This window comes from Achromobacter sp. MFA1 R4, assembly GCF_900156745.1.
Lineage (GTDB): Bacteria > Pseudomonadota > Gammaproteobacteria > Burkholderiales > Burkholderiaceae_B > Achromobacter.
Window position 1 is genome coordinate 1867599 of the sequence record NZ_LT707065.1, and the last position, 21934, is coordinate 1889532.

Sequence of the window (21934 nt, forward strand, 5' to 3'; positions counted from 1 at the left end):
ACTGCGGAGCGCGCCATGCCCCAAATTACCCCGACCGAATCCTGTCCCACCCCCAAGGCGACCCCCATCGATGCCACGCGCATCGGCCTGCCTTCGGCCCAGGGCCTGTACAACCCCAAGAACGAACATGATGCCTGCGGCGTCGGCTTTGTGGCCCACATCAAGGGCAAGAAAAGCCACGCGATCATCCAGCAGGGCCTGAAGATCCTGGAAAACCTGGACCACCGCGGCGCGGTCGGCGCGGACAAGCTCATGGGCGACGGCGCGGGCATCCTGATCCAGATCCCCGACACGCTCTACCGCGACGAACTGAGCCAGCAAGGCATCATCCTGCCCCCGCCCGGCGAGTACGGCGTTGCCATGGTGTTCCTGCCCAAGGAAACCGCCTCGCGCCTGGCCTGTGAGCAGGAACTCGAGCGCTCCGTGCGCGCCGAAGGCCAGGTCGTCCTGGGTTGGCGCGACGTGCCGGTGGACGTCGACATGCCCATGTCGCCCACCGTGCGCGACTGCGAACCCGTGATCCGCCAGCTTTTCATCGGCCGCGGCGCCGACGTGATGGTGCCCGACGCGCTGGAACGCAAGCTGTACGTCATCCGCAAGACCGCCAGCCACGCCATCCAGAACATGCACCTGGCGCACGGCAAGGAATACTTCGTGCCCTCGGCCTCGGTGCGCACCGTGGTCTACAAGGGCCTGCTGCTGGCCGACCAGGTCGGCCGCTACTACCGCGACCTGGCCGATACCCGCACGGTGTCCGCCCTGGCGCTGGTCCACCAGCGTTTCTCGACCAACACGTTCCCCGCCTGGCCGCTCGCCCACCCGTACCGCATGATCGCCCACAACGGCGAAATCAACACGGTCAAGGGCAACTTCAACTGGCTGCGCGCCCGCGAAGGCATGATGCAGTCGGCCGTGCTGGGCGAGGACCTGAAGAAGCTGTATCCCATCGTCTATGAAGGCCAGTCGGACACCGCCACGTTCGACAACTGCCTGGAACTGCTGGTGAATTCGGGCTATTCGCTGGCCCACGCCATGATGATGATGATCCCGGAAGCCTGGGAACAGCACACGCAGATGGACGAAAGCCGCCGCGCGTTCTACGAATATCACGCCGCCATGATGGAGCCGTGGGACGGCCCGGCCGCGGTCGCGTTCACCGACGGCCGCCAGATCGGCGCCACGCTGGACCGCAACGGCCTGCGTCCCGCCCGCTACCTGGTCACCGATGACGACATGGTCATCCTGGCCTCCGAAGCCGGCACGCTGTCGATCCCCGAGAATCGCATCGTCAAGAAGTGGCGCCTGCAGCCGGGCAAGATGTTCCTGATCGACCTGGAACAGGGCCGCATCATCGACGACGCCGAGATCAAGCTGCAACTGGCCAACAGCCGCCCGTACCGTCAGTGGATCGAGCGCCTGCAGATCAAGCTGGAATCGCTGCCCGCCCCGCGCCAGGTGGCCGTGGCGACGCAATCGGCCGTGTCGCTGCTGGACCGCCAGCAGGCCTTCGGCTGGACCCAGGAAGACTACAAGTTCATCCTGGAGCCCATGGCGTCCAGCGGTGAAGAAGTCATCGGCTCGATGGGCAACGACGCGCCGCTGGCCGTGCTGTCGGACCGCGCCAAGCCGTTCTACAACTACTTCCGCCAGTTGTTCGCGCAGGTCACGAACCCGCCCATCGACCCCATCCGCGAACAGCTGGTGATGTCGCTGGTGTCCTTCATCGGCCCCAAGCCGAACCTGCTGGACATCAACAACGTCAACCCGCCGCTGCGCCTGGAAGTCTCCCAGCCGGTGCTGGATTTCGCCGCGATGGCGCAGATCCGCGACATCGACCAGGTCACGGGCAAGAAATTCCGCAGCTTCGAACTGGACATCACGTATCCCGCCGCCTGGGGTCCCGAGGGCATCGAAGCCCGCGTGGCGGCCCTGTGCGCGCGCGCCGTCGATGCGGTGCGCAGCGGCTACAACATCCTGATCGTGTCGGACCGCTTGGTCGACAGCGAGCGCGTGGCCATCCCCGCGCTGCTGGCCACCTCGGCCGTGCACCAGCACCTGATCCGCGCCGGCCTGCGCACCAATACCGGCCTGGTCGTGGAAACCGGCTCGGCCCGCGAAGTGCACCACTTCGCGCTGCTGGGCGGCTACGGCGCCGAAGCCATTCACCCCTACCTGGCGCTCGAATCGCTGGGCAAGATGAATGACCCCGAAAAGGCCGTGAAGAACTACATCAAGGCGATCGGCAAGGGCCTGAACAAGGTCATGTCCAAGATGGGCATTTCCACGTACATGTCCTACACCGGCGCGCAGATCTTCGAAGCCGTGGGCCTGCAGAGCGCCCTGGTGAACAAGTACTTCACCGGCACCGCGTCCAACATCGAAGGCATCGGCATCTTCCAGGTGGCCGAAGAAGCGCTGCGCCAGCATCGCGCCGCGTTCAGCGCCGACCCGGTGCTGGCCAACGACCTGGACGCCGGCGGCGAATACGCCTACCGCGTCCGCGGCGAAGAGCACATGTGGACGCCGGACTCGATCGCCAAGCTGCAGCATGCTTCGCGCGCCAACAACTACCGCACGTACAAGGAGTACGCGCAGATCATCAACGACCAGAGCCGCCGCCACATGACGCTGCGCGGCCTGTTCGAATTCCGCTTCGAGCCGTCGCGCGCCATTCCGCTGGACGACGTCGAGCCCGCCAAGGAAATCGTCAAGCGCTTTGCCACCGGCGCCATGTCGCTGGGGTCGATCTCGACCGAAGCCCACTCGGTGCTGGCCATCGCCATGAACCGCATCGGCGGCAAGTCCAACACGGGCGAAGGCGGCGAAGACGAACTGCGCTACCGCGCCGAAATGCGCGAAGGCAAGAGCACCATCAAGGACGGCGACACGCTGGCCTCGGTGCTGGGTTCGGACCGCATCGAAGCCGACGTCGCGCTCAAGAAGGGCGACTCGCTGCGCTCGAAGATCAAGCAGGTGGCGTCGGGCCGTTTCGGCGTGACCGCCGAATACCTGTCGTCCGCCGACCAGATCCAGATCAAGATGGCGCAGGGCGCCAAGCCCGGCGAAGGCGGCCAGCTGCCCGGCCACAAGGTGTCGGAATACATCGCCAAGCTGCGCTATTCGGTGCCGGGCGTGGGCCTGATCTCGCCCCCGCCGCACCACGACATCTACTCGATCGAAGACCTGGCGCAGCTCATCCACGACCTGAAGAACGTCAATTCCAAGGCCTCGATCTCGGTCAAGCTGGTATCCGAAGTGGGCGTGGGCACGGTGGCCGCGGGCGTGGCCAAGGCCAAGGCCGACCACGTCGTGATCGCCGGCCATGACGGCGGCACGGGCGCCTCGCCGGTGTCGTCCATCAAGCACGTGGGCACGCCCTGGGAACTGGGCCTGGCCGAAACGCAGCAGACCCTGGTGCTGAACCGCCTGCGCAGCCGCATCCGCGTGCAGGCCGACGGCCAGATGAAGACCGGCCGCGACGTCGTCATCGGCGCGCTGCTGGGCGCCGACGAATTCGGCTTCGCGACGGCTCCGCTGGTCGTCGAAGGCTGCATCATGATGCGCAAGTGCCACCTGAACACCTGCCCGGTGGGCGTGGCCACGCAAGACCCCGTCCTGCGCAAGAAATTCCAGGGCAAGCCCGAACACGTCGTGAACTTCTTCTTCTTCATCGCCGAGGAAGTGCGCGAAATCATGGCCCAGCTGGGCATCCGCAAGTTCGACGACCTGATCGGCCGCGCCGACCTGCTCGACATGCGCTCGGGCGTCGAACACTGGAAGGCGCAGGGCCTGGACTTCACCCGCGTGTTCCACCAGACGCAGTCGGACGCCGAAGTGCACCAGACCGAAGAGCAGGACCACGGCCTGGCGGGCGCGCTGGACCACCTGCTGATCGAGCGCAGCAAGCCCGCGCTGGAACGCGGCGAGAAGGTGTCGTTCATCGTGCCGGTGCGCAACCGCAACCGCACCATCGGCGCCATGCTGTCCGGCGCCGTGGCCGCGCGCTACGGTCACGACGGCCTGCCCGACGACACCATCCACATCCAGTGCAACGGCACCGCCGGCCAGAGCTTCGGCGCGTTCCTCGCGCACGGCATCACCATGGACCTGGTGGGCGAAGGCAACGACTACGTCGGCAAGGGCCTGTCGGGCGGCCGCATCATCGTGCGCTCGCCCAACGACTTCCGCGGTTTCGGCCCCGACCACATCATCGCCGGCAATACCGTGCTGTACGGCGCGCTGGCGGGTGAAGCGTTCTTCAACGGCGTGGCCGGCGAACGCTTCGCGGTGCGCAACTCGGGCGCGGCGACCGTGGTCGAAGGCACGGGCGACCACGGCTGCGAATACATGACCGGCGGCACCGTCGTCGTGCTGGGCGCCACGGGCCGCAACTTCGCGGCGGGCATGTCCGGCGGCGTGGCCTACGTCTGGGATCCGGACCGCACGCTCAAGCATCGCGTGAACCTGTCCATGGTGGAACTGGAATCCGTGGTGCCGCATGCCGAACAGCAGTCGCAGAACAACATCGACATCTGGCACAGCGCACAGCGCGGCGGCGAGCGCGAGACGGACGAGACGATCCTGCGCCGCCTGGTGGAAGACCACTTCCGCTACACCGGCAGCTACCGCGCCCGCGAAATCCTGGGCGACTGGGAAGCCTCGCGCGGCAAATTCGTGAAGATCATGCCGACGGACTACCGCCGTGCATTGGGTGAAATGTGGCGTGCAGCCAACCCGCAACAACTGGCTGCGTGAGGGATACCATGGGAAAGATCACTGGCTTTATGGAATACCAGCGCCTGCAGGAGGCCTCCGAGGCCCCGCAGAAGCGGCTGAAGAACTGGCGCGAATTCGTGCTGCACCTGACCGACGACCAGGCCAAGCAGCAGGCGGCGCGCTGCATGGACTGCGGCATCCCGTTCTGCAACAACGGCTGCCCGGTCAACAACATCATCCCGGACTGGAATGACCTGGTGTACAAGCAGGACTGGCGCCGCGCGCTGGACGTGCTGCACTCCACCAACAATTTTCCGGAGTTCACGGGCCGCATCTGCCCGGCGCCGTGCGAAGCCGCCTGTACCTTGAACATCAACAGCGACGCCGTGGGCATCAAGTCCATCGAGCACGCGATCATCGACAAGGGCTGGGCCGAAGGCTGGGTCGCGCCGCAAGTGCCGGCGCGCAAGACGGGCAAGAAGGTCGCCGTCGTGGGCTCCGGCCCCGCCGGCATGGCGTGCGCGCAGCAGTTGGCGCGCGCGGGCCACTCCGTGACCCTCTTTGAAAAGAGCGACCGCATCGGCGGCCTGCTGCGCTACGGCATCCCCGATTTCAAGCTCGAAAAGCACCAGATCGACCGCCGCATCTCGCAGATGGAAGCCGAGGGCGTGGAATTCGCGCCGTCGACCTACGTCGGCAATCCGAAGGATCCGGTGGCCGATGGCCTGACCGTGCGCACCCCGCAATCGCTGATGGCCGAGTTCGACGCCGTCGTGATGAGCGGCGGTTCGGAAACGCCGCGCGACCTGCCGGTGCCGGGCCGCGAGCTCGAAGGCGTGTACTTCGCCATGGACTTCCTGCGCCAGCAGAACAAGGCCGTGGCGGGCGACCGCCTGGCCAACCAGACGCTGGCCAAGGGCAAGCATGTCGTGGTCATCGGCGGCGGCGACACGGGTTCCGACTGCGTCGGCACCAGCAACCGCCATGGCGCGGCCTCGGTCACGCAGTTCGAACTGATGCCCCAGCCGCCCGAGTCCGAGAACAAGGCCATGACCTGGCCCTACTGGCCGCTGAAGATGCGCACCTCGTCCTCGCACGAGGAAGGCTGCGATCGCGACTGGTCCGTGACCACCAAGCTGCTCAAGGGCGCCAACGGCAAGGTCGAGAAACTGGTCGGCGCGCGCGTCGAGTGGTTCAAGGACGAGGCCACCGGCCAGATGAAGATGCGCGAGGTCGAAGGCTCCGAGTTCGAGATCAAGGCGGACCTGGTGCTGCTGGCCATGGGTTTCGTGTCGCCGGTGCAGAACGTGCTGGACGCGTTCGGCGTGGATCGCGATGGCCGCGGCAACGTGCGCGCCAACACCGACGACTACCGCACCAACGTGGAAAAGGTCTTCGCCGCCGGCGACATGCGCCGCGGCCAGTCCCTGGTGGTGTGGGCCATCCGCGAAGGCCGCCAGTGCGCCCGTTCGGTCGACGCCTACCTCATGGGCAGCAGCGACCTGCCGCGCTGACAGCGCCCCGCTTCATCAACGCCGCCGAGCGCCCCGCGCCGGCGGCGTTTTTTTTTGCGCGCCGGCTGGACTGACCCGCGTGTTGCGGCATAACCACTTTTTGAAAGCGGTCTTTTCAAGATTTGACACACGTCAAGTTGGGGGACGGGGCGGTCTGCGAATCTGTCGGCTCACCCCCACGGAAAGATCGGAGAAGAAAATGTTTTCGCTGAATGGGCGTATCCGCGCCACCGCCATTGCCGGTTTGATCGCTGCCGGCGCATTTGCCGCCCCCGCCCATGCCCACGAAGCCGGCGACGTGCTGTTCCGCGTCGGCGTGACGCAAGTGCGCCCCTCGCAGAACAATGGCTCGGTGCTGGATGGCGCCGTGAAGCTGGATGTGAGCAACAACGTGCGCCCCAGCTTCACCCTGGCCTACATGGCCACCCGCAACATCGGCATCGAGCTGCTGGGCGCCTGGCCGTTCCAGCATGACGTCAGCGGCAGCGGCGGCCTGGGCAAGATCGGCTCCACCAAGCAGCTTCCCCCCACGCTGAGCCTGCAATGGCACATCCTGCCCGACAGCATGATCCAGCCCTACATCGGCGTCGGCATCAACTACACGCACTTCTTCGACACCAAGGCCGAAGGCGCGCTCAAGGGCTCGGACCTGAAGCTGGGCGACTCCTGGGGCGTGGCGGCGCAACTGGGCGCGGACATCAAGATCAATGACCGCTGGTTCATGAACGCCGACATCCGCTACATCGACATCAAGTCCAAGGTGAAGCTGGACGGCGAACGTGTCGGCACCGCGCGGATCGACCCGTGGGTGGCCACGGTGGGCGTCGGCTACCGCTTCTGAGTGCGGCGCTGGACGATGCGCGCGGACACCGCGCGCATCGATTCATTCCTGCGGCGCCTGCAGCCGGCTACGCAGGGCCTGCAATGCGGGCGTGTCATCGTCGGCGCGCCACACAAGCTGGGTCAGCGCCTGCCCATGCGGTCCGGACAGGGCGCCCACGCGCACCGTGTTCTCCGCCCCCAGCACCGCCAGTACCGACCGCGGCACGATCGCCACGCCCGTTCCCGCGGCCACGCACGCCACGATGGCGTGATACGACGCAAACTCCATCACCTTGCCGGGCGCGATGCCCTCCTGGTTCAGCCACGATTCCAGGATGCGCCGGTATGAGCACCCCGCCGCGAACGCGATGACGCTGCGGCTGCCCAGGTCCTTCGCGCCGCCGATCGGATCCCAGGCCAGCGGCGAGATCAGCGCGAGTTCCTCCTTGAAGGCATCCATCGTCGCCAGGCCGTCCGCCGCAAAGGGCTGCGCGACAAAGGCGGCCTCGATCTCGTAATTGCGGACCTTGGCGGCCAGGGCGCCCGAGGTGCCGGTGACCAGTTCGATGCGCACCTGCGGCCACGCCGCGTGATAGGCCGCCAGGATGGGCGGCAGGCGGGCGGCGGCCGTGCTTTCCATGGTGCCGATGCGCAAGACGCCCTGCAGCGCGCCTTCGCGCACCGCGGACTGGGCCTCGTCGGACAGGCGCAGCAGCCGGTCCGCGTAGGAGAGCAGCACGCGCCCCTGGTCCGACAGCACCAGGCGGCGGTTCTGGCGCCGAAAGAGCGGCGTTCCCAGCGAGGTTTCCAGCTGCTTGAGCCGGGTCGACACATTGGACTGCACCCGGTTCAGGTGCGCGGCGGCGCGCGCCACGCCGCCCTGGTCCGCCACGGTCTTGAATATCTGCAGCGCGTCGAGGTCCAAGTTTCTCATTTTGGGAACTCACGTTCTTAATAATTCACTATTCAAGATATTAGTACAGCCGTAGAGTGGGGCCATGTCAACGCCTGCTTACCCTTCCCTCGACCCCACCGCCAGCGCCGCGCGCCTGGCGTGGCCCGCCGCCCTTGCGCTGGCGGCCGCCATGGGCATCGGCCGTTTCGCCTTCACGCCGGTATGGCCGCTGATGGCGCAGGAGTCCGGGCTGTCGCTCGCGCAGGGCGGCTGGATGGCGTCGGCCAACTATGCCGGCTACCTGCTCGGCGCGCTGGCCGCGATCGCCTGGCCCGTGCGCCGGTTGCGCGCGACGCTGGCGGCCAGCCTGGCCGCCGTCGCGGCGCTGACGCTGGCCATGCCGCTGCTGGACAGCGTGGCGGGCTGGTCGATGCTGCGGCTGGCCGCCGGATATGCCAGCGCCAGCGCCTTCATCTGCGTGGCGGCCTGGCGCCCGGTTCCTCCCGGAGACCCGCGCGAGCCCTCCGCGTCGGCCGTGACGTACGCAGGCGTGGGCGCCGGGATCGCGCTGACGGGGCTGGCCTGCCTGGTCCTCATGGCCTGGGGCGCGAGCGCCAACCTGACCTGGATCGTGCTGGGCGCGCTGGCCTTGGCGCTGTCGGCGGCGGCCTGGCCCGGCCTGAGCCGGCAGGCGCCCCCGGTCCGGCGTGCCGCCACGGGCGCTCCGTCCACCCGACTGCCGCACGGCATCGCCGCGCTGTCGCTGCACTATGGCGTCTTCGGCGTCGGTTACATCATTCCCGCCACCTTCCTGCCGGCGATGGCCAAGGAGATCCTGCCCGACCCGGCCATCTTCGGCTGGGCCTGGCCCCTCTTCGGCCTGGCGGCAGCGCTGTCCTGCCTGCTGGTGCCCCGCCTGGCGCGCGGCCGCGACGACCGGCAGGTCTGGCGCGGCGCGCAGGCCCTGATGGCCGCCGGCATGCTGGCGGTGGCCCTGTGGCATCACATTGCCGCCGTGATCCTGGCGGCACTCCTGGTCGGGGGCACGTTCATGGTGATCACGCAGGCGGGCATGCTGACCGCCCGGCGCCTGTCGGGCGCGGCGGCCCCGCGCGCGGCCGCCATCATGACGGCGGCCTTCGCGGCGGGACAGATCCTGGGACCGCTGCTGGCGTCGTGGGCGGAGCACTGGGGCGCGGGGCTGCCGCAGGTGCTGGCGGGCAGCGCGGCTCTGCTGGCCGCGTCGGCCTGGGGATTGGGAAAAGTCACGACAGATGGCAATGGCGCTGGGCATAATGCCATCGGCCCTTCGGGCCCATCACACAGCAATTAGAAAGCAGGAAGAGGAGTCCCCAGCATGAAAGCATTGCGCCCCCTGATCGCCGCCCTCGCGGCCGCCACCGCCTTCGCAGGCGCCGCCCAGGCCCAGACCGGCGACTGGCCCGCCAAACCCGTAACCATGATCGTGCCCTACGCGCCGGGCGGCTTTGCCGACACCCGCGTGCGCCTTTTGGCGCGCAAACTGGGCGAATCGCTGGGCCAGCCCATCGTGGTGGAAAACAAGGCGGGCGCGGGCGGCGTGGTCGGCACCAACCTCATCGCCAAGGCGGCCCCGGACGGTTACACCATCGGCACGGGCAACCTGGCCCCCATGGCGGTCAACCCGTCCTTGATGAAGGAAATGCCCTACAACCCGCAAAAGGACCTGGCCCCGATCATCCTGATCGAAAACAGCCCGCTGGTCCTGAGCGTGAACAATGAACTGCCGGTCAAGACGCTGGCCGACCTGATCGCGCTGGCCAAGAAGGAACCCGGCAAGCTGACCTTCGGTTCGTCCGGCGTGGGCGGCGCGCACCACCTGTCGGGCGAGATGTTCCGTGAACAAGCCAAGATCGACATCGTCCACGTCCCCTATAAAGGCGGCAGCCTGGCCGCCACCGACCTGATGGGCGGCCACATCGCCATGATGTTCGAAATGGGCTATTCCGCGTTGCCCGCCATCCAGGGCAAGAAGATCCACCCCATCGCCGTCACGTCCGCCAAGCGCCTGGCCGTGCTGCCCGACGTGCCGACCATGGCCGAATCCGGCCTGCCGGGTTTCGAGTCGTACAACTGGCAGGGCATCGTCGCGCCCGCCGGCACGCCCGCGCCGATCATCGCCAGGCTCAACGCCGAGTTCAACCGCATCCTGAAGGATCCGGATGTGCAGAAGGCGATTGCCGATACGGGCAGCCAGGCCGGCGGCGGCACGCCCGAGGAGTTCGCCGCGTTCATCAAGAACGAAAGCGAAAAGTGGGCGCACGTCATCAAGGCTGGAAACATCCAGCTTCAATAACCTCCCAGGAGTTTTCCCATGGCTACCCCTTTGATTGAATTGCTCAAGCTGGACCACCCCATCATCCAGGCGCCCATGGCGGGCGGCGCGACCACGGTGGAACTGGTGTCCGAGGCATCGAAGGCGGGCGCCCTGGGATCGCTGGGCGCGGCCTACCTGAGTGGCGAACAGATCGAGGCGGCGGCCAGCGCGATCCGCGCGCGCACGGACCGCCCGTTTGCCATCAATCTGTTCGCCCCCGTGCCGCAGGAAGCCGCGACCGGCGACGGCGCGCGGATGCTCGCCCTGATGGCGCGCTACCACGCGCAACTGGGCCTGCCCGCGCCGCAAGCCCCCGGGCCGCAGGCCGATCCGCTGCCGGAACAACTGGAGGCCACGCTGCGGGCGCGGCCAGCCGTCCTGAGCTTCGCCTTCGGCCGCCTGCCGGCCGCGACGCTGGCCCGCTGCCGTGAACTGGGCATCCTGACCATCGGCACGGCCACCACCGTCCGCGAGGCCCAGGTGCTGGAGCAGGACGGCGTGGACGCGGTCGTCGCGCAGGGCGCCGAGGCCGGCGGCCACCGCAGCACGTTCCTCGACGCCTTCGAGACGTCCATGATCGGGACCCTGGCCCTGGTGCCGCAGGTGGCGGATGCCGTCTCGATCCCGGTCATCGCGTCGGGCGGCATCATGGACGGGCGCGGCATTGCCGCCGCCCTGGCGCTGGGCGCCGACCTGGCGCAAATGGGGACGGCCTTCCTGACCACGGACGAATGCGGCATCAGCGACGCCTACAAGGCAGTCCTGCCCGCCTCCCGCTCCGAACAGTCCCGCGTGACCCGGGCCTTTTCCGGCCGCCCGGCCCGCGGCATCGCCAACGCCTTCATGCGGGACGCGGATGCGATCGCCGCGGACATCCTGCCGTATCCGCTGCAAAACGCGCTGACGCGGCCCATGCGGACCGCGGGCGGCAAAAGCGGCAACATCAACGTCCTGTCCCTGTGGGCCGGCCAGGGCGCGCCGCTGGCGCGGCGGGAAACCACGGCCAACCTGATCCAGCGCCTGGCCCGGGAAACCGAGGCCGCGCGGACGCGGCGCAACTGAATGGGTGTCTGATACCCGTGTGAGGTCGCCTATGCATGCGCCAGTGTTCCGGAGGGTGTCAGACACCGGACCGGCGGCGGCATCGCACAGGGAGCGGTCCGGGGATTGTTCCTGGAACCGAAAACACTGTTCCACGCACAGCCACTCGGATTGTGATTGCACAGCGTCGGGCTACAATGGCGCCTCGCCGCCGGGAGCCGATGCTCGAGCTCGTCCCCGGCATCTGAGTAACAGGGCGCTTCCCGACGCAGCCTGTCTTGCCCGCGCCGGCCAGGTTCTCTGTCCAGCGTGTCGACAGGACAGCGGGGCAAGCTCCGCCGCCGAAACTCCCTTTCGTTGCCCATGCCCGCTCAATCAAGCAGCACCCCGGAATTCGCCCTGCGCCTGGAAGGTGTGGCGCTAGGCTACGGTGATTTCACCGTCTTGCGCGACATTTCCATGGACGTCCGGGCAGGCCAGGTGGTGGCGGTCATGGGCGGTTCGGGTTCCGGCAAGACCACGCTGCTGCGCGCGGCGACCGGCCAGATCACCGCCCAGCAAGGCCGGGTGCTGGCATTCGACCAGGACATCGGCCAGACCTCGCGCACCGGCCTGCAGTCCCTGCGCAAGCGCATGGGCGTGCTGTTCCAGCAGGGCGCGCTGTTCACCGACCTGAACGTATTTGAAAACGTGGCCTTCCCGCTGCGTGAGCACACCAAGATCGACGAAGCCGAGCTCACCGACCGTGTGCTGGACAAGCTGGACGCCGTCGGCCTGCGCGCCGCCGCCCACCTGAAAGTGTCCGAGATTTCCGGCGGCATGGCCCGGCGCGTGGCGCTGGCGCGCGCCGTGGTGCTCGAGCCCGAACTCATCCTGTACGACGAGCCCTTCGCCGGGCTGGACCCGATCTCGCTGGGCATCACCGCCCGCCTGATCCGCAACCTGGCCGACCGCCTGGGCTGCGCCTCGGTGCTGATCACGCACGACGTGCAGGAATCCTTCGCCATCGCGGACCAGGTCTATCTGGTGGGCCGCGGCACGCTCGCCGCCGCCGGCACGCCGCAGACGCTGGCGGCCTCGCAGGACCCCTACGTGCAGCAATTCCTCAAGGGCCAACCCGACGGTCCCGTCGCGTTCCAGTATCCCGAGACGCCCGCCTTCCAGAAGTGGCTGTCCCAACAGAAAGGGCGCAAAGCATGAGCGGCTCCAACAACGCCATCGCCGTGCTGGGCCACTGGGTACGCTCCCGCGTCGCGGCCATCGGCTATTTCACCCGGTTCTTCGGCGCCATGCTGGCGCGCAGCGGCATCGCGCTGTCGCGGCCGCGCCTGGTGTCGCAGCAGGTCCATTTCATCGGCAATTATTCGCTGCTGATCATTGCCGTTTCCGGCATGTTCGTCGGCTTCGTGCTGGGCCTGCAGGGCTATTACACGCTGAACCGCTACGGCTCCGAAGAGGCGCTGGGCCTGCTGGTCGCCCTGTCGCTGGTGCGCGAGCTGGGGCCGGTGGTGACCGCGCTGCTCTTTGCGGGCCGCGCCGGCACCTCGCTCACGGCCGAAATCGGCCTGATGAAGGCGGGCGAACAATTGTCGGCCATGGAAGTCATGGCCGTGGACCCCATCCGCCGCGTGCTGGTGCCGCGCCTGTGGGGCGGCATCATCGCCATGCCCATCCTGGCGGCGGTGTTCTCCATGGTGGGCATCCTGGGCGGCTGGGTCGTGGGCGTGCTGCTCATCGGCGTGGACGCCGGCGCCTTCTGGTCGCAAATGCAAAACGGCGTCGACGTCTGGAAAGACGTCGCCAATGGCGTCATCAAGAGCGTGGTCTTCGGCGTCACGGTGACGCTGGTCGCGCTCTACGAGGGCTGGCAGGCCAAGCCCACCCCCGAAGGCGTCGCCCGCGCCACCACGCGCACCGTGGTCATGGGCTCGCTGGCGGTGCTCGGGCTGGACTTCCTGCTCACCGCCCTGATGTTTGGAAATTGATACGGATCGATCATGTCTCGCGAAAAAACCGACTTCTGGGTAGGCCTGTTCGTATTGCTGGGCGCGATCGCGCTGGCATTCCTGGCGTTGCGCGCCGGCAACTTGAGCACGTTTTCCTTTGCCCCGACCTATACGGTGACAGCCAACTTCGATAACGTAGGCGGCCTCAAGGTGCGCGCGCCGGTCAAGAGCGCCGGCGTGGTGGTGGGACGGGTCGCGGGCATCTCCTTTGACGACAAGACCTTCCAGGCGATCGTCTCGGTCAACCTGGAGACGGCCTACCAGTTCCCGAAGGACTCCTCGGCCGCCATCCTGACCTCGGGCCTGCTGGGCGAGCAGTATCTGGGCCTGACCGCCGGCAGCGAAGAAGAGAACTTTACCGACGGCGGAAAAATCCGCTATACACAAAGCGCCGTGGTCCTGGAACAACTGATCAGCCAGTTCCTGTACGGGTCGGCGGAAAAGCAAGGCTCGACCGCCGCGCCGGAACCTGCCCCCAAGGCGCAGGATTAAGGCGGGGCTTATTCAGGCCGTTACAACGCAGGCCGTTACAACGACAACGCTGTGCCTTGCCGTCGCAATAACATAAGAAATGTTGATAGGGATACCCGGATCATGAACACGAAAGCAATTTCCCGCATTGCCACCATCGCAGCGGCGGGCGCGCTGATGGCCGGTTGCGCCGCCCCGAAGAATCCGGATCCGCGCGACCCCTGGGAAGGCTTCAACCGCGGCGTCTACCAGTTCAACGACACGGTGGACCGCGCGGTGTTCAAGCCGGTCGCCCAGGCCTACACGTTCGTGACGCCGCAGCCGGTTCGCAGCTGCATCCACAACATCTTCAGCAACGTCGGCGACCTCTGGTCCGGCACCAACAGCTTCCTGCAGGGCCGCGGCCACGACTTCGTCAACACGCTGGGCCGGTTCCTCTTCAACACCACCATGGGCGTGGGCGGCTGCTTTGACGTCGCCTCGGCCAATGGCGCGCGCAAGATCCCCAACGACTTCGGCACCACGCTGGGCGTCTGGGGCTTCAGCCAGGGTCCTTACCTGGTGCTGCCGTTCTTCGGCGCGTCCAGCGTGCGCGACGGCGTCGGCCTGGTGGGCGACCTCTACGGCACGACCTACGGCTACATGGGCGTGGACGCCATCGACAACGTGCGCCTGCGCAACTCGCTGTGGGGCCTGCGCATCGTCGATACGCGCGCCAACCTGCTCGACACCACCGATACGATCGACCGCGTGGCGCTGGACCCGTACAGCTTCGTGCGCGACGCCTTCCTGCAGCGCCGCGCCGCAATGGTGCTGGGCCACCGCGTGGACGAAGAATCGGCCCTGCCCAACTACGAAGACGACGGCGAGGACGCCGCGCCGGCCGCGCCAGCGCCTGCGCCGGTCCCCGCGACCAAGTAAGCTGTCGGATTGCGCTTACGGTACTGAAGGAGTTTTGATGCGATTTTCCGTTCCCTCCCTGCTGCAGCGACTGGTGTTCACGGGCCTGCTCGGCCTGGCGGCCGCCACGGCCGCGCAGGCCCAGCCGGACCCCAACGGCCCGCCCGAACAGTTCGTGCTGGCCGCCGCCACCCAGGCCCTGGATGTCCTGAAGGCCGACGGCGCGGTGCGTGCCGGCAACATCGCCCGCGTCAACGAGGTCGTCGACCAGTACATCCTGCCGTACGTCAACTTCCAGAAGACCACGCGCCTGGCCGCCGGCCGCTACTGGCGCCAGGCCAGCGACCAGCAGAAGACGGCGCTGGCCGAGGCCTTCCGCGGCACGCTGATCCGCACCTACAGCGGCGCGCTGACCCGCGTCACGTCCAGCACCAGCATCACCGGCCTGCCGTTCCGGGGCGACCCCAAGGCCGACGACGTCGTGGTGCGCACGCTGATCAGCCAGTCCAACAGCCAGCCCGTCGGCGTGGACTACCGTCTGGAAAGGACGCCCCAGGGCTGGAAGATTTATGACATGAACGTCGAGGGCATCTGGCTGATCGAGAACTACCGCAACCAGTTCGCCCAGCAGATCAACCAGAACGGCATCGACGGCCTGATCCAGGCGCTGAACCAGCGCAACAAGTAAAGACTGCTCCCGCCTTGCATCGGCCCGGCGCGCCCCTTCGGGGGGCCGCCGGGCCGATTGTTTTGGGGACGCAACAATGCGCCGCCCCCACCGGCCCTGGGGCCTTACGGGGTGGCTGTCACCTCGCGCTTATATAATGGTCAATTCGCTCTTTTCGGGCCCCTTACCCCCGTCATGTCCGCCGTCAGCCTAGAAAACGTCTCAAAGATCTACTCGCCGCGCCAGCGCGGCTGGCAGAAGCTGCTCGGGCGCACGCCCCGTCCCGGCTTCCAGGCGCTGGACAACGTCAGCCTGAATATCGAGCACGGCGAATTCTTCGGCCTGCTCGGGCCCAACGGCGCAGGCAAGACCACGCTCATCTCCATCCTGGCCGGCCTGGCCCATGCCACCGCAGGCCGCGCCACGGTCTGTGGCTACGACGTCGTGGCCGACTACAAGTTGGCGCGGCGCGCATTGGGCGTGGTGCCGCAGGAACTGGTCTACGACCCGTTCTTCACGGTCCGCGAGACGCTGCGCATCCAGTCCGGCTATTTCGGCCTGCGCAAGAACGACGACTGGATCGACGAAATCCTGTTCAACCTGGGCCTGGCCGACAAGGCCAATTCCAACATGCGCGCGCTGTCCGGCGGCATGAAGCGGCGCGTGCTGGTGGCGCAGGCGCTGGTGCACCGGCCGCCGGTCATCGTCCTGGACGAGCCCACCGCGGGCGTGGACGTAGACCTGCGCCGCACGCTGTGGGAGTTCATCTCGCGCCTGAACAAGGCCGGCCACACCATCATGCTCACCACCCACTACCTGGAAGAGGCGGAGGCCCTCTGCAACCGCATCGCCATGCTCAAAGGCGGGCGCATCGTGGCGCTGGACACCACCCAGGCCCTGCTGGCGCGCGTGGGCGGGGTGGACCTGGAAGACGCCTTCGTGCGCATCATGCACCAGGACGACGATGCCGCCCCCCGCGCCCTGCAACCCGAAGAGATCTCCTCATGACCCAGCCCGCCACGCCCGCCGGCCAGCCGCTGGTGCAGCCCCGCCTGGACGCCGGTTCCGGCTTTCCGACCCTGCTGCGCAAGGAACTGCTGCGCTTCTGGAAGGTCAGCTTCCAGACCATCGCCGCGCCCGTCATCACGGCGCTGCTGTACCTGCTGGTCTTCGCACACGTCCTGGAAGGGCGCGTCACGGTGTACGGCACCGTGCCCTACACGTCCTTCCTGATCCCCGGGCTCATGATGATGAGCATGCTGCAGAACGCGTTCGCCAACCCGTCCTCGTCGCTCATCCAGAGCCGCATCACCGGCAACCTCGTCTTCATGCTGCTGCCGCCGCTGTCGCACCGGGACATTTTCGGCGCCTACGTGCTGGCCGCCATCGCGCGCGGCCTGGCGGTCGGGCTGTGCGTGTGGGCCGTGGCGCTGTTCTTCGTGCCGCTTGCGCCCGCCCATCCGCAGTGGGTCCTGGTCTTTGCCGTGCTGGCCTGCGGCATCATGGGCGCGCTGGGCCTGATCGCGGGCCTGTGGTCCGAAAAATTCGACCAGCTCGCGGCCTTCCAGAACTTCCTGATCATGCCGGCCACCTTCCTGTCCGGCGTGTTCTATTCCATCCATACGCTGCCGCCGTTCTGGCAAAGCGTCTCGCACTGGAACCCCATCTTCTACACCATCGACGGATTCCGCTACGGCTTCTTCTCGGTGTCGGACGTCTCGCCCTGGCACAGCCTGGCGGTGGTGACGGGGGTGTTCCTTGCGCTCTCGACTTACGCGCTGCGGCTCCTGGCCAGCGGCTACAAACTCAGGAACTGACGTCCATGCTTCCCACTCCCGCGCAAGTCCGCCAATACATCGCGGACGGCCTGCCCTGTGAACATCTCGACGTGCAGGGCGACGGATCGCACTTTGACGCCATCATCGTCAGCACGGCCTTCGAAGGCAAACGCCTGATCCAGCGCCACCAGCTCGTCTACGCCGCGCTGGGCGACCGCATGAAAGCCGAGATCCACGCCCTGTCGATGCGCACCCTGACCCCCGCCGAATACCAGAAAGCGGGCGAATGATGGACAAGCTACGCATCACCGGCGGCGCGCGGCTGCACGGCGAGATCTCGATTTCCGGCGCCAAGAACTCGGCCCTGCCGATCCTGTGCGCGGGCCTGCTCACCGCCGACACGCTGGTCCTGTCCAACGTGCCGCGCCTGAACGACACCGGCACCATGCTGCGCCTGCTCGCCCGCATGGGCGTGCGCGCCGAGCGCGGCGACGACGGCGTGGTCACGCTGCAGGCGGGCAACGTCGACAACCTGGAAGCGCCCTACGACCTGGTCAAGACGATGCGCGCCTCCATCCTGGTGCTGGGCCCGCTGGTCGCGCGCTTCGGCGAGGCCCGCGTCAGCCTGCCGGGCGGCTGCACCATCGGCCAGCGGCCGGTCGACCAGCACATCAAGGGACTGGCCGCGCTGGGCGCGGAAATCAGCATCGAACACGGCTTCGTCGTGGCGCGCGCCAAGCGCCTGAAGGGCGCCTCGATCCGCACCGACATGGTCACCGTCACCGGCACAGAAAACCTGCTGATGGCCGCCGTGCTGGCCGAAGGCCGCACCGTCCTGGAAAATGCGGCGCGCGAACCTGAAGTCGTCGACCTGGCCGAGCTGCTCATCAAGATGGGCGCCCGCATCCAGGGCCACGGCACCGACCGCATCGTCATCGACGGCGTGGACCGTCTGCATGGCGCCGAGCACCGCGTCATCTCGGACCGCATCGAGGCCGGCACCTTCCTGTGCGCGGTCGGCGCGGCGGGCGGCGACATCCTGCTCAAGAACGCCGACGCCGGCATCCTGGGCGCCACCCTGGACAAGCTGGCCGAAGCCGGCCTGACCATCGAGACCGGCCCCGACTGGATCCGCGGCGCCATGGACAAGCGTCCCAAGGCCGTGGGCTTTCGCACGCACGAGTACCCGGGTTTCGCCACCGACATGCAGGCCCAGCTGATGGCGCTGGACGCCGTGGCCGAGGGCACGTCGGTCATCGTCGAAACCATCTTCGAAAACCGCTACATGCACGTGCAGGAACTGCGCCGCATGGGCGCCCAGATCGACATCGACGGCCACACCGCCATCGTGCGCGGCGTGCCGCGCCTGTCGGGCGCCAGCGTCATGGCCACCGACCTGCGCGCGTCGGCCAGCCTGGTCATCGCCGGCCTGGCCGCCGACGGCGACACGCTGATCGACCGCATCTACCACCTGGATCGCGGCTACGACCAGATGGAAGTGAAACTGCGCGCCCTGGGCGCGGATATCCAACGCGTTACCGGCAAGGAACAGGCTCGATGAGCAATGCCCCCGTCACCCCCCTGACCCTGGCGCTGTCCAAGGGCCGCATCTTCGAAGAAACCATGCCGCTGCTGGCGGAAGCCGGCATCGAGGTCCCCGAGAATCCGGAAAGCTCGCGCAAGCTCATCCTGCCCACCAGCGATCCCGGCCTGCGCCTGATCATCGTGCGCGCCTCCGACGTGCCCACGTACGTGCAGTACGGCGCGGCGGACCTGGGCATCGCGGGCAAGGACGTGCTCATCGAGCACGCCAAGGAGCAGCCCGGCGGCCTGTACCAGCCCATCGACCTGAACATCGCCAAGTGCCGGCTGGCCGTGGCCGTGCGCAACGGTTTCGACTACGAGGCGGCCGTCCACCAGGGCGCGCGTCTGCGCGTGGCCACCAAGTACGTGCAATCAGCCCGTGAACACTTCGCGGCCAAGGGTGTGTACGTCGACATCATCAAGCTGTATGGTTCGATGGAACTGGCGCCGCTGGTCGGGCTGGCCGACTGCATCGTCGATCTGGTGTCCACGGGCGGCACGCTGCGCGCGAACGACCTGGTCGCCGTGGAAGACGTCATGCCGATCTCCTCGCGCCTGATCGTCAACCAGGCTGCCCTGAAGACCCGCGGCGACCGCCTGCAACCGCTGCTGGACGCCTTCGCAAGAGCCGCCTCCCGCAACGTCTGACTCCCGCCCGCCGCGCCCGGCGCGGCGGCCGTTACCAGTTACCGTTACCTGCTTTGCTCCATGACGCCATGGCCCTGATCAATCGTCTCGACTCCCGCGATCCCGGATTCAAATCCGCCCTGTCCAAGCTGCTGGCCTTCGAGGCCACCGAGGACGAATCCATCGACCGCGCCGCCGCCAGCATCCTGGCCGACGTGCGCGCGCGCGGCGACGCCGCGCTGGTGGAATACACGCAGCGCTTTGACCGCATGCCGGACGCGACGGCCCATACGCTGGAAATCCCCAAGGCCGACTGGCATGCGGCCCTGGCCGCGCTGCCGGCCGCCCAGCGCAACGCGCTGGAAGCCGCCGCCGACCGCGTGCGCGCCTACCACGAGCGCCAGCGCGCCGAGACCTGGACCTACACCGAAGCCGACGGCACCCTGCTGGGCCAGCAGGTCACGCCCCTGGACCGCGTGGGCCTTTACGTGCCCGGCGGCAAGGCGGCCTACCCGTCATCGGTGCTGATGAACGCCATCCCGGCCAAGGTCGCGGGCGTGCAGGAACTGATCATGGTCACGCCCACGCCCGACGGCGTGCGCAACCCCATCGTGCTGGCCGCCGCCGCCATCAGCGGCGTGGACCGCGTGTTCGCCATCGGCGGCGCGCAGGCCGTGGGCGCGCTGGCCTACGGCACCGACACCGTGCCGGCCGTGGACAAGATCGTCGGACCGGGCAACGCTTATGTCGCCGCCGCCAAGCGCCGCGTCTTCGGCGTGGTCGGCATCGACATGATCGCCGGTCCCAGCGAAATCCTGGTCATCTGCGACGGCAAGACGCCGGCCGACTGGATCGCCATGGACCTGTTCTCGCAGGCCGAGCACGACGAACTCGCGCAATCCATCCTGCTGTGCCCCGACGCCGCCTTCATCGAAGAGGTCGAAGCGTCCATCGCGCGCCTCCTGCCCACCATGCCGCGCGCCGACATCCTGCGCGTCAGCCTGGCCAACCGCGGCGCGCTGATCCAGGTCCGCGACCTGGACGAGGCCTGCCAGATCGCCAACGACATCGCCCCCGAGCACCTGGAGATCTCCACCGAGCAGCCCGAAGTCTGGACCGCCCGCATCCGCCACGCCGGCGCCATCTTCATGGGCCGCTTCAGCTCCGAAGCCCTGGGCGACTACTGCGCCGGCCCGAACCACGTGCTGCCCACCTCGCGCACGGCGCGCTTCTCGTCGCCGCTGGGGGTCTATGACTTCCAGAAGCGTTCCAGCCTGATCCAGGTCTCGCACGCCGGCGCCCAGACGCTGGGCCGCATCGCCGCCGAACTGGCGCTGGGCGAGGGCCTGCAGGCGCACGCCGCCAGCGCCCAGTACCGGGTCGACAAGCCATGAGCCTGCCGGGCCGCCCCAAGGGCGAATACCGGAGTGCGCAGCACGAAGGCGGTCCAGTGCGCGCAGTTCCGGCGGCGGGCGTCGCCGGCCGCGTCCAAGGCACCGTCCGGGCCGACATCCTCGAACTGGCGGCCTATCCCGTCGCCCACGCCGAAGGCTGCATCAAGCTGGACGCGATGGAATGCCCGTACGAGCTGCCCGAGGCCGTGCGCGACGAGATCGCGCGCGCCGTCCGCGACACCCCGCTGAACCGCTATCCGTCCGCCGACCTGTCCGGGCTGCAGGCCGCCGTCAAGACGGCCTTCGGCATACCCGATGCGGCGGACGTGCTCTTCGGCAACGGCTCGGACGAGCTCATCCACATCATGGTGCAGGCCTGCTGCAACCCCGGGGATGTGGTCCTGTCGCCCTGGCCGTCGTTCGTGTATTTCGACATGGCGGCGCGCTTCGACCACGCCCGCTTCGTGGGCGTCCCGCTGACCGATGATCTGACCCTGGATCTGCCGGCCATGCTGGCGGCCATCCGCGAACACCAGCCCAAGCTCGTGTTCCTGGCCACGCCCAACAATCCCACCGGCGGCCTGTGGTCGCCCGAGGACGTGGACGCCATCATCGACGCCGCGCCGGGGCTGGTGGTGATCGACGAGGCCTACCAGCCGTTCGCCGGCTACACCTGGATGCCGCAGGTGCTGGACGCGCCCAACGTGGTGGTCATGCGCACCGTGTCCAAGATCGGCCTGGCGGGCCTGCGGTTCGGCTACCTGGCCGGCCATCCCGCCTGGATCGCCGAGCTGAACAAGGTGCGCCCGCCCTACAACCTGAACGTGCTGACCCAGGCCACGCTGCATGCCGTGCTGCGCCACAAGCCGGTGCTGGACGACCAGGCCGCCCGGCTGCGCGCCGACCGCGAACCGCTGGCCGCGGCCCTCGCGCAACTGCCCGGCGTCAGGGTATTCCCTTCCGCCGCCAACTTCATACTTGTTCGCTTTTCCGGCAAGCTGGACGGCAACGCCGTGCATCTGGCGCTGAAAGCGCGCAAAATATTGATTCGCAACTTCTCCAACGCCCACCCGCTGCTGGCTGACTGCCTGCGCATCTCGGTGGGCGCCCCGGCCGAGAACGCCGCCTTGCTATCCGCCCTGCAAGAGATCTTGAGTGCTTAA

At 67.7% G+C, this 21934-nt stretch carries 19 protein-coding genes; 18 read left to right on the forward strand and 1 reads right to left on the reverse strand.

Annotated elements, in window-relative coordinates:
- The first annotated feature begins 15 nt into the window (after positions 1-15).
- The 3 genes from BXA00_RS08375 (at position 16) to BXA00_RS08385 (ending at position 7071) form a co-directional block, all read left to right on the forward strand.
- Positions 16-4755, forward strand: coding sequence for a glutamate synthase-related protein (locus BXA00_RS08375; RefSeq protein ID WP_076517912.1), 4740 nt, complete (start codon positions 16-18; stop codon positions 4753-4755).
- 8 nt (positions 4756-4763) lie between these two features.
- Entirely contained in the window at positions 4764-6230 is a 1467-nt protein-coding gene (locus BXA00_RS08380; RefSeq protein WP_076517914.1) for a glutamate synthase subunit beta, read from the forward strand.
- 199 nt (positions 6231-6429) lie between these two features.
- Positions 6430-7071, forward strand: a complete 642-nt coding sequence (locus BXA00_RS08385) for an OmpW family protein (protein WP_076517917.1) — start codon at positions 6430-6432, stop codon at positions 7069-7071.
- Positions 7072-7113: 42 nt separating this feature from the next.
- On the opposite strand, the gene BXA00_RS08390 is transcribed toward BXA00_RS08385, so the two are convergent.
- Complete coding sequence (locus BXA00_RS08390) at positions 7114-7986, reverse strand: LysR family transcriptional regulator (RefSeq protein WP_076517920.1); 873 nt, start codon at positions 7984-7986, stop codon at positions 7114-7116.
- Positions 7987-8050: 64 nt separating this feature from the next.
- Between BXA00_RS08390 and BXA00_RS08395 the strand changes: the two genes are divergently transcribed.
- The 15 genes from BXA00_RS08395 (at position 8051) to hisC (ending at position 21934) form a co-directional block, all read left to right on the forward strand.
- Positions 8051-9280: a YbfB/YjiJ family MFS transporter gene (locus tag BXA00_RS08395; protein ID WP_076517922.1), complete on the forward strand. Its 1230-nt coding sequence runs from the start codon at positions 8051-8053 to the stop codon at positions 9278-9280.
- Between the two features lie 24 nt (positions 9281-9304).
- Entirely contained in the window at positions 9305-10282 is a 978-nt protein-coding gene (locus BXA00_RS08400) for a tripartite tricarboxylate transporter substrate binding protein (protein WP_076517925.1), read from the forward strand.
- An 18-nt stretch (positions 10283-10300) separates the two neighbouring features.
- On the forward strand, positions 10301-11365 hold the full coding sequence (locus BXA00_RS08405) for a nitronate monooxygenase family protein (RefSeq protein ID WP_076517928.1): 1065 nt from the start codon (positions 10301-10303) through the stop codon (positions 11363-11365).
- Positions 11366-11707: 342 nt separating this feature from the next.
- Positions 11708-12544: an ABC transporter ATP-binding protein gene (locus BXA00_RS08410; RefSeq protein WP_076517931.1), complete on the forward strand. Its 837-nt coding sequence runs from the start codon at positions 11708-11710 to the stop codon at positions 12542-12544.
- Positions 12541-13329 carry a lipid asymmetry maintenance ABC transporter permease subunit MlaE gene (mlaE, locus tag BXA00_RS08415; protein WP_076517933.1) on the forward strand — a complete coding sequence of 263 codons (789 nt, stop codon included), beginning with the start codon at positions 12541-12543 and terminating at the stop codon, positions 13327-13329. The genes BXA00_RS08410 and mlaE overlap by 4 nt, the downstream gene beginning before the upstream one ends.
- Before the next feature lie 12 nt (positions 13330-13341).
- Complete coding sequence (gene mlaD / locus BXA00_RS08420) at positions 13342-13842, forward strand: outer membrane lipid asymmetry maintenance protein MlaD (RefSeq protein ID WP_076517936.1); 501 nt, start codon at positions 13342-13344, stop codon at positions 13840-13842.
- 102 nt (positions 13843-13944) lie between these two features.
- Positions 13945-14742, forward strand: coding sequence for a VacJ family lipoprotein (locus BXA00_RS08425; protein WP_076517939.1), 798 nt, complete (start codon positions 13945-13947; stop codon positions 14740-14742).
- Positions 14743-14779: 37 nt separating this feature from the next.
- Complete coding sequence (locus tag BXA00_RS08430) at positions 14780-15409, forward strand: phospholipid-binding protein MlaC (RefSeq protein WP_076517942.1); 630 nt, start codon at positions 14780-14782, stop codon at positions 15407-15409.
- A 174-nt stretch (positions 15410-15583) separates the two neighbouring features.
- Positions 15584-16396 (forward strand): ABC transporter ATP-binding protein, encoded by an 813-nt coding sequence (locus BXA00_RS08435; RefSeq protein ID WP_076517945.1) that lies wholly within the window; start codon positions 15584-15586, stop codon positions 16394-16396.
- Positions 16393-17205 carry an ABC transporter permease gene (locus tag BXA00_RS08440; RefSeq protein WP_076517947.1) on the forward strand — a complete coding sequence of 271 codons (813 nt, stop codon included), beginning with the start codon at positions 16393-16395 and terminating at the stop codon, positions 17203-17205. Before BXA00_RS08435 ends, BXA00_RS08440 begins: the two co-directional genes overlap by 4 nt.
- Before the next feature lie 5 nt (positions 17206-17210).
- Positions 17211-17456, forward strand: a complete 246-nt coding sequence (locus BXA00_RS08445; RefSeq protein ID WP_076517949.1) for a BolA family protein — start codon at positions 17211-17213, stop codon at positions 17454-17456.
- A complete protein-coding gene (gene murA / locus BXA00_RS08450; protein WP_076521858.1) occupies positions 17456-18727 on the forward strand; it encodes a UDP-N-acetylglucosamine 1-carboxyvinyltransferase in 1272 nt (423 codons plus the stop codon). The genes BXA00_RS08445 and murA overlap by 1 nt, the downstream gene beginning before the upstream one ends.
- Positions 18724-19398, forward strand: a complete 675-nt coding sequence (gene hisG, locus BXA00_RS08455; RefSeq protein ID WP_076517951.1) for an ATP phosphoribosyltransferase — start codon at positions 18724-18726, stop codon at positions 19396-19398. Before murA ends, hisG begins: the two co-directional genes overlap by 4 nt.
- A gap of 68 nt (positions 19399-19466) precedes the next feature.
- Positions 19467-20771, forward strand: a complete 1305-nt coding sequence (hisD, locus tag BXA00_RS08460; protein WP_076517953.1) for a histidinol dehydrogenase — start codon at positions 19467-19469, stop codon at positions 20769-20771.
- Between the two features lie 56 nt (positions 20772-20827).
- A complete protein-coding gene (gene hisC / locus BXA00_RS08465) occupies positions 20828-21934 on the forward strand; it encodes a histidinol-phosphate transaminase (RefSeq protein ID WP_076521859.1) in 1107 nt (368 codons plus the stop codon).

What these genes read in the sequence shown, in the direction of transcription:
- BXA00_RS08375 (WP_076517912.1), top strand. Translation starts at nt 16, where the DNA reads ATGCCCCAAATTACCCCGACCGAATCCTGTCCCACCCCCAAGGCGACC.
- BXA00_RS08380 (WP_076517914.1), top strand. Translation starts at nt 4,764, where the DNA reads ATGGGAAAGATCACTGGCTTTATGGAATACCAGCGCCTGCAGGAGGCC.
- BXA00_RS08385 (WP_076517917.1), top strand. Translation starts at nt 6,430, where the DNA reads ATGTTTTCGCTGAATGGGCGTATCCGCGCCACCGCCATTGCCGGTTTG.
- BXA00_RS08390 (WP_076517920.1), bottom strand. Translation starts at nt 7,986, where the DNA reads ATGAGAAACTTGGACCTCGACGCGCTGCAGATATTCAAGACCGTGGCG.
- BXA00_RS08395 (WP_076517922.1), top strand. Translation starts at nt 8,051, where the DNA reads ATGTCAACGCCTGCTTACCCTTCCCTCGACCCCACCGCCAGCGCCGCG.
- BXA00_RS08400 (WP_076517925.1), top strand. Translation starts at nt 9,305, where the DNA reads ATGAAAGCATTGCGCCCCCTGATCGCCGCCCTCGCGGCCGCCACCGCC.
- BXA00_RS08405 (WP_076517928.1), top strand. Translation starts at nt 10,301, where the DNA reads ATGGCTACCCCTTTGATTGAATTGCTCAAGCTGGACCACCCCATCATC.
- BXA00_RS08410 (WP_076517931.1), top strand. Translation starts at nt 11,708, where the DNA reads ATGCCCGCTCAATCAAGCAGCACCCCGGAATTCGCCCTGCGCCTGGAA.
- mlaE (WP_076517933.1), top strand. Translation starts at nt 12,541, where the DNA reads ATGAGCGGCTCCAACAACGCCATCGCCGTGCTGGGCCACTGGGTACGC.
- mlaD (WP_076517936.1), top strand. Translation starts at nt 13,342, where the DNA reads ATGTCTCGCGAAAAAACCGACTTCTGGGTAGGCCTGTTCGTATTGCTG.
- BXA00_RS08425 (WP_076517939.1), top strand. Translation starts at nt 13,945, where the DNA reads ATGAACACGAAAGCAATTTCCCGCATTGCCACCATCGCAGCGGCGGGC.
- BXA00_RS08430 (WP_076517942.1), top strand. Translation starts at nt 14,780, where the DNA reads ATGCGATTTTCCGTTCCCTCCCTGCTGCAGCGACTGGTGTTCACGGGC.
- BXA00_RS08435 (WP_076517945.1), top strand. Translation starts at nt 15,584, where the DNA reads ATGTCCGCCGTCAGCCTAGAAAACGTCTCAAAGATCTACTCGCCGCGC.
- BXA00_RS08440 (WP_076517947.1), top strand. Translation starts at nt 16,393, where the DNA reads ATGACCCAGCCCGCCACGCCCGCCGGCCAGCCGCTGGTGCAGCCCCGC.
- BXA00_RS08445 (WP_076517949.1), top strand. Translation starts at nt 17,211, where the DNA reads ATGCTTCCCACTCCCGCGCAAGTCCGCCAATACATCGCGGACGGCCTG.
- murA (WP_076521858.1), top strand. Translation starts at nt 17,456, where the DNA reads ATGGACAAGCTACGCATCACCGGCGGCGCGCGGCTGCACGGCGAGATC.
- hisG (WP_076517951.1), top strand. Translation starts at nt 18,724, where the DNA reads ATGAGCAATGCCCCCGTCACCCCCCTGACCCTGGCGCTGTCCAAGGGC.
- hisD (WP_076517953.1), top strand. Translation starts at nt 19,467, where the DNA reads ATGGCCCTGATCAATCGTCTCGACTCCCGCGATCCCGGATTCAAATCC.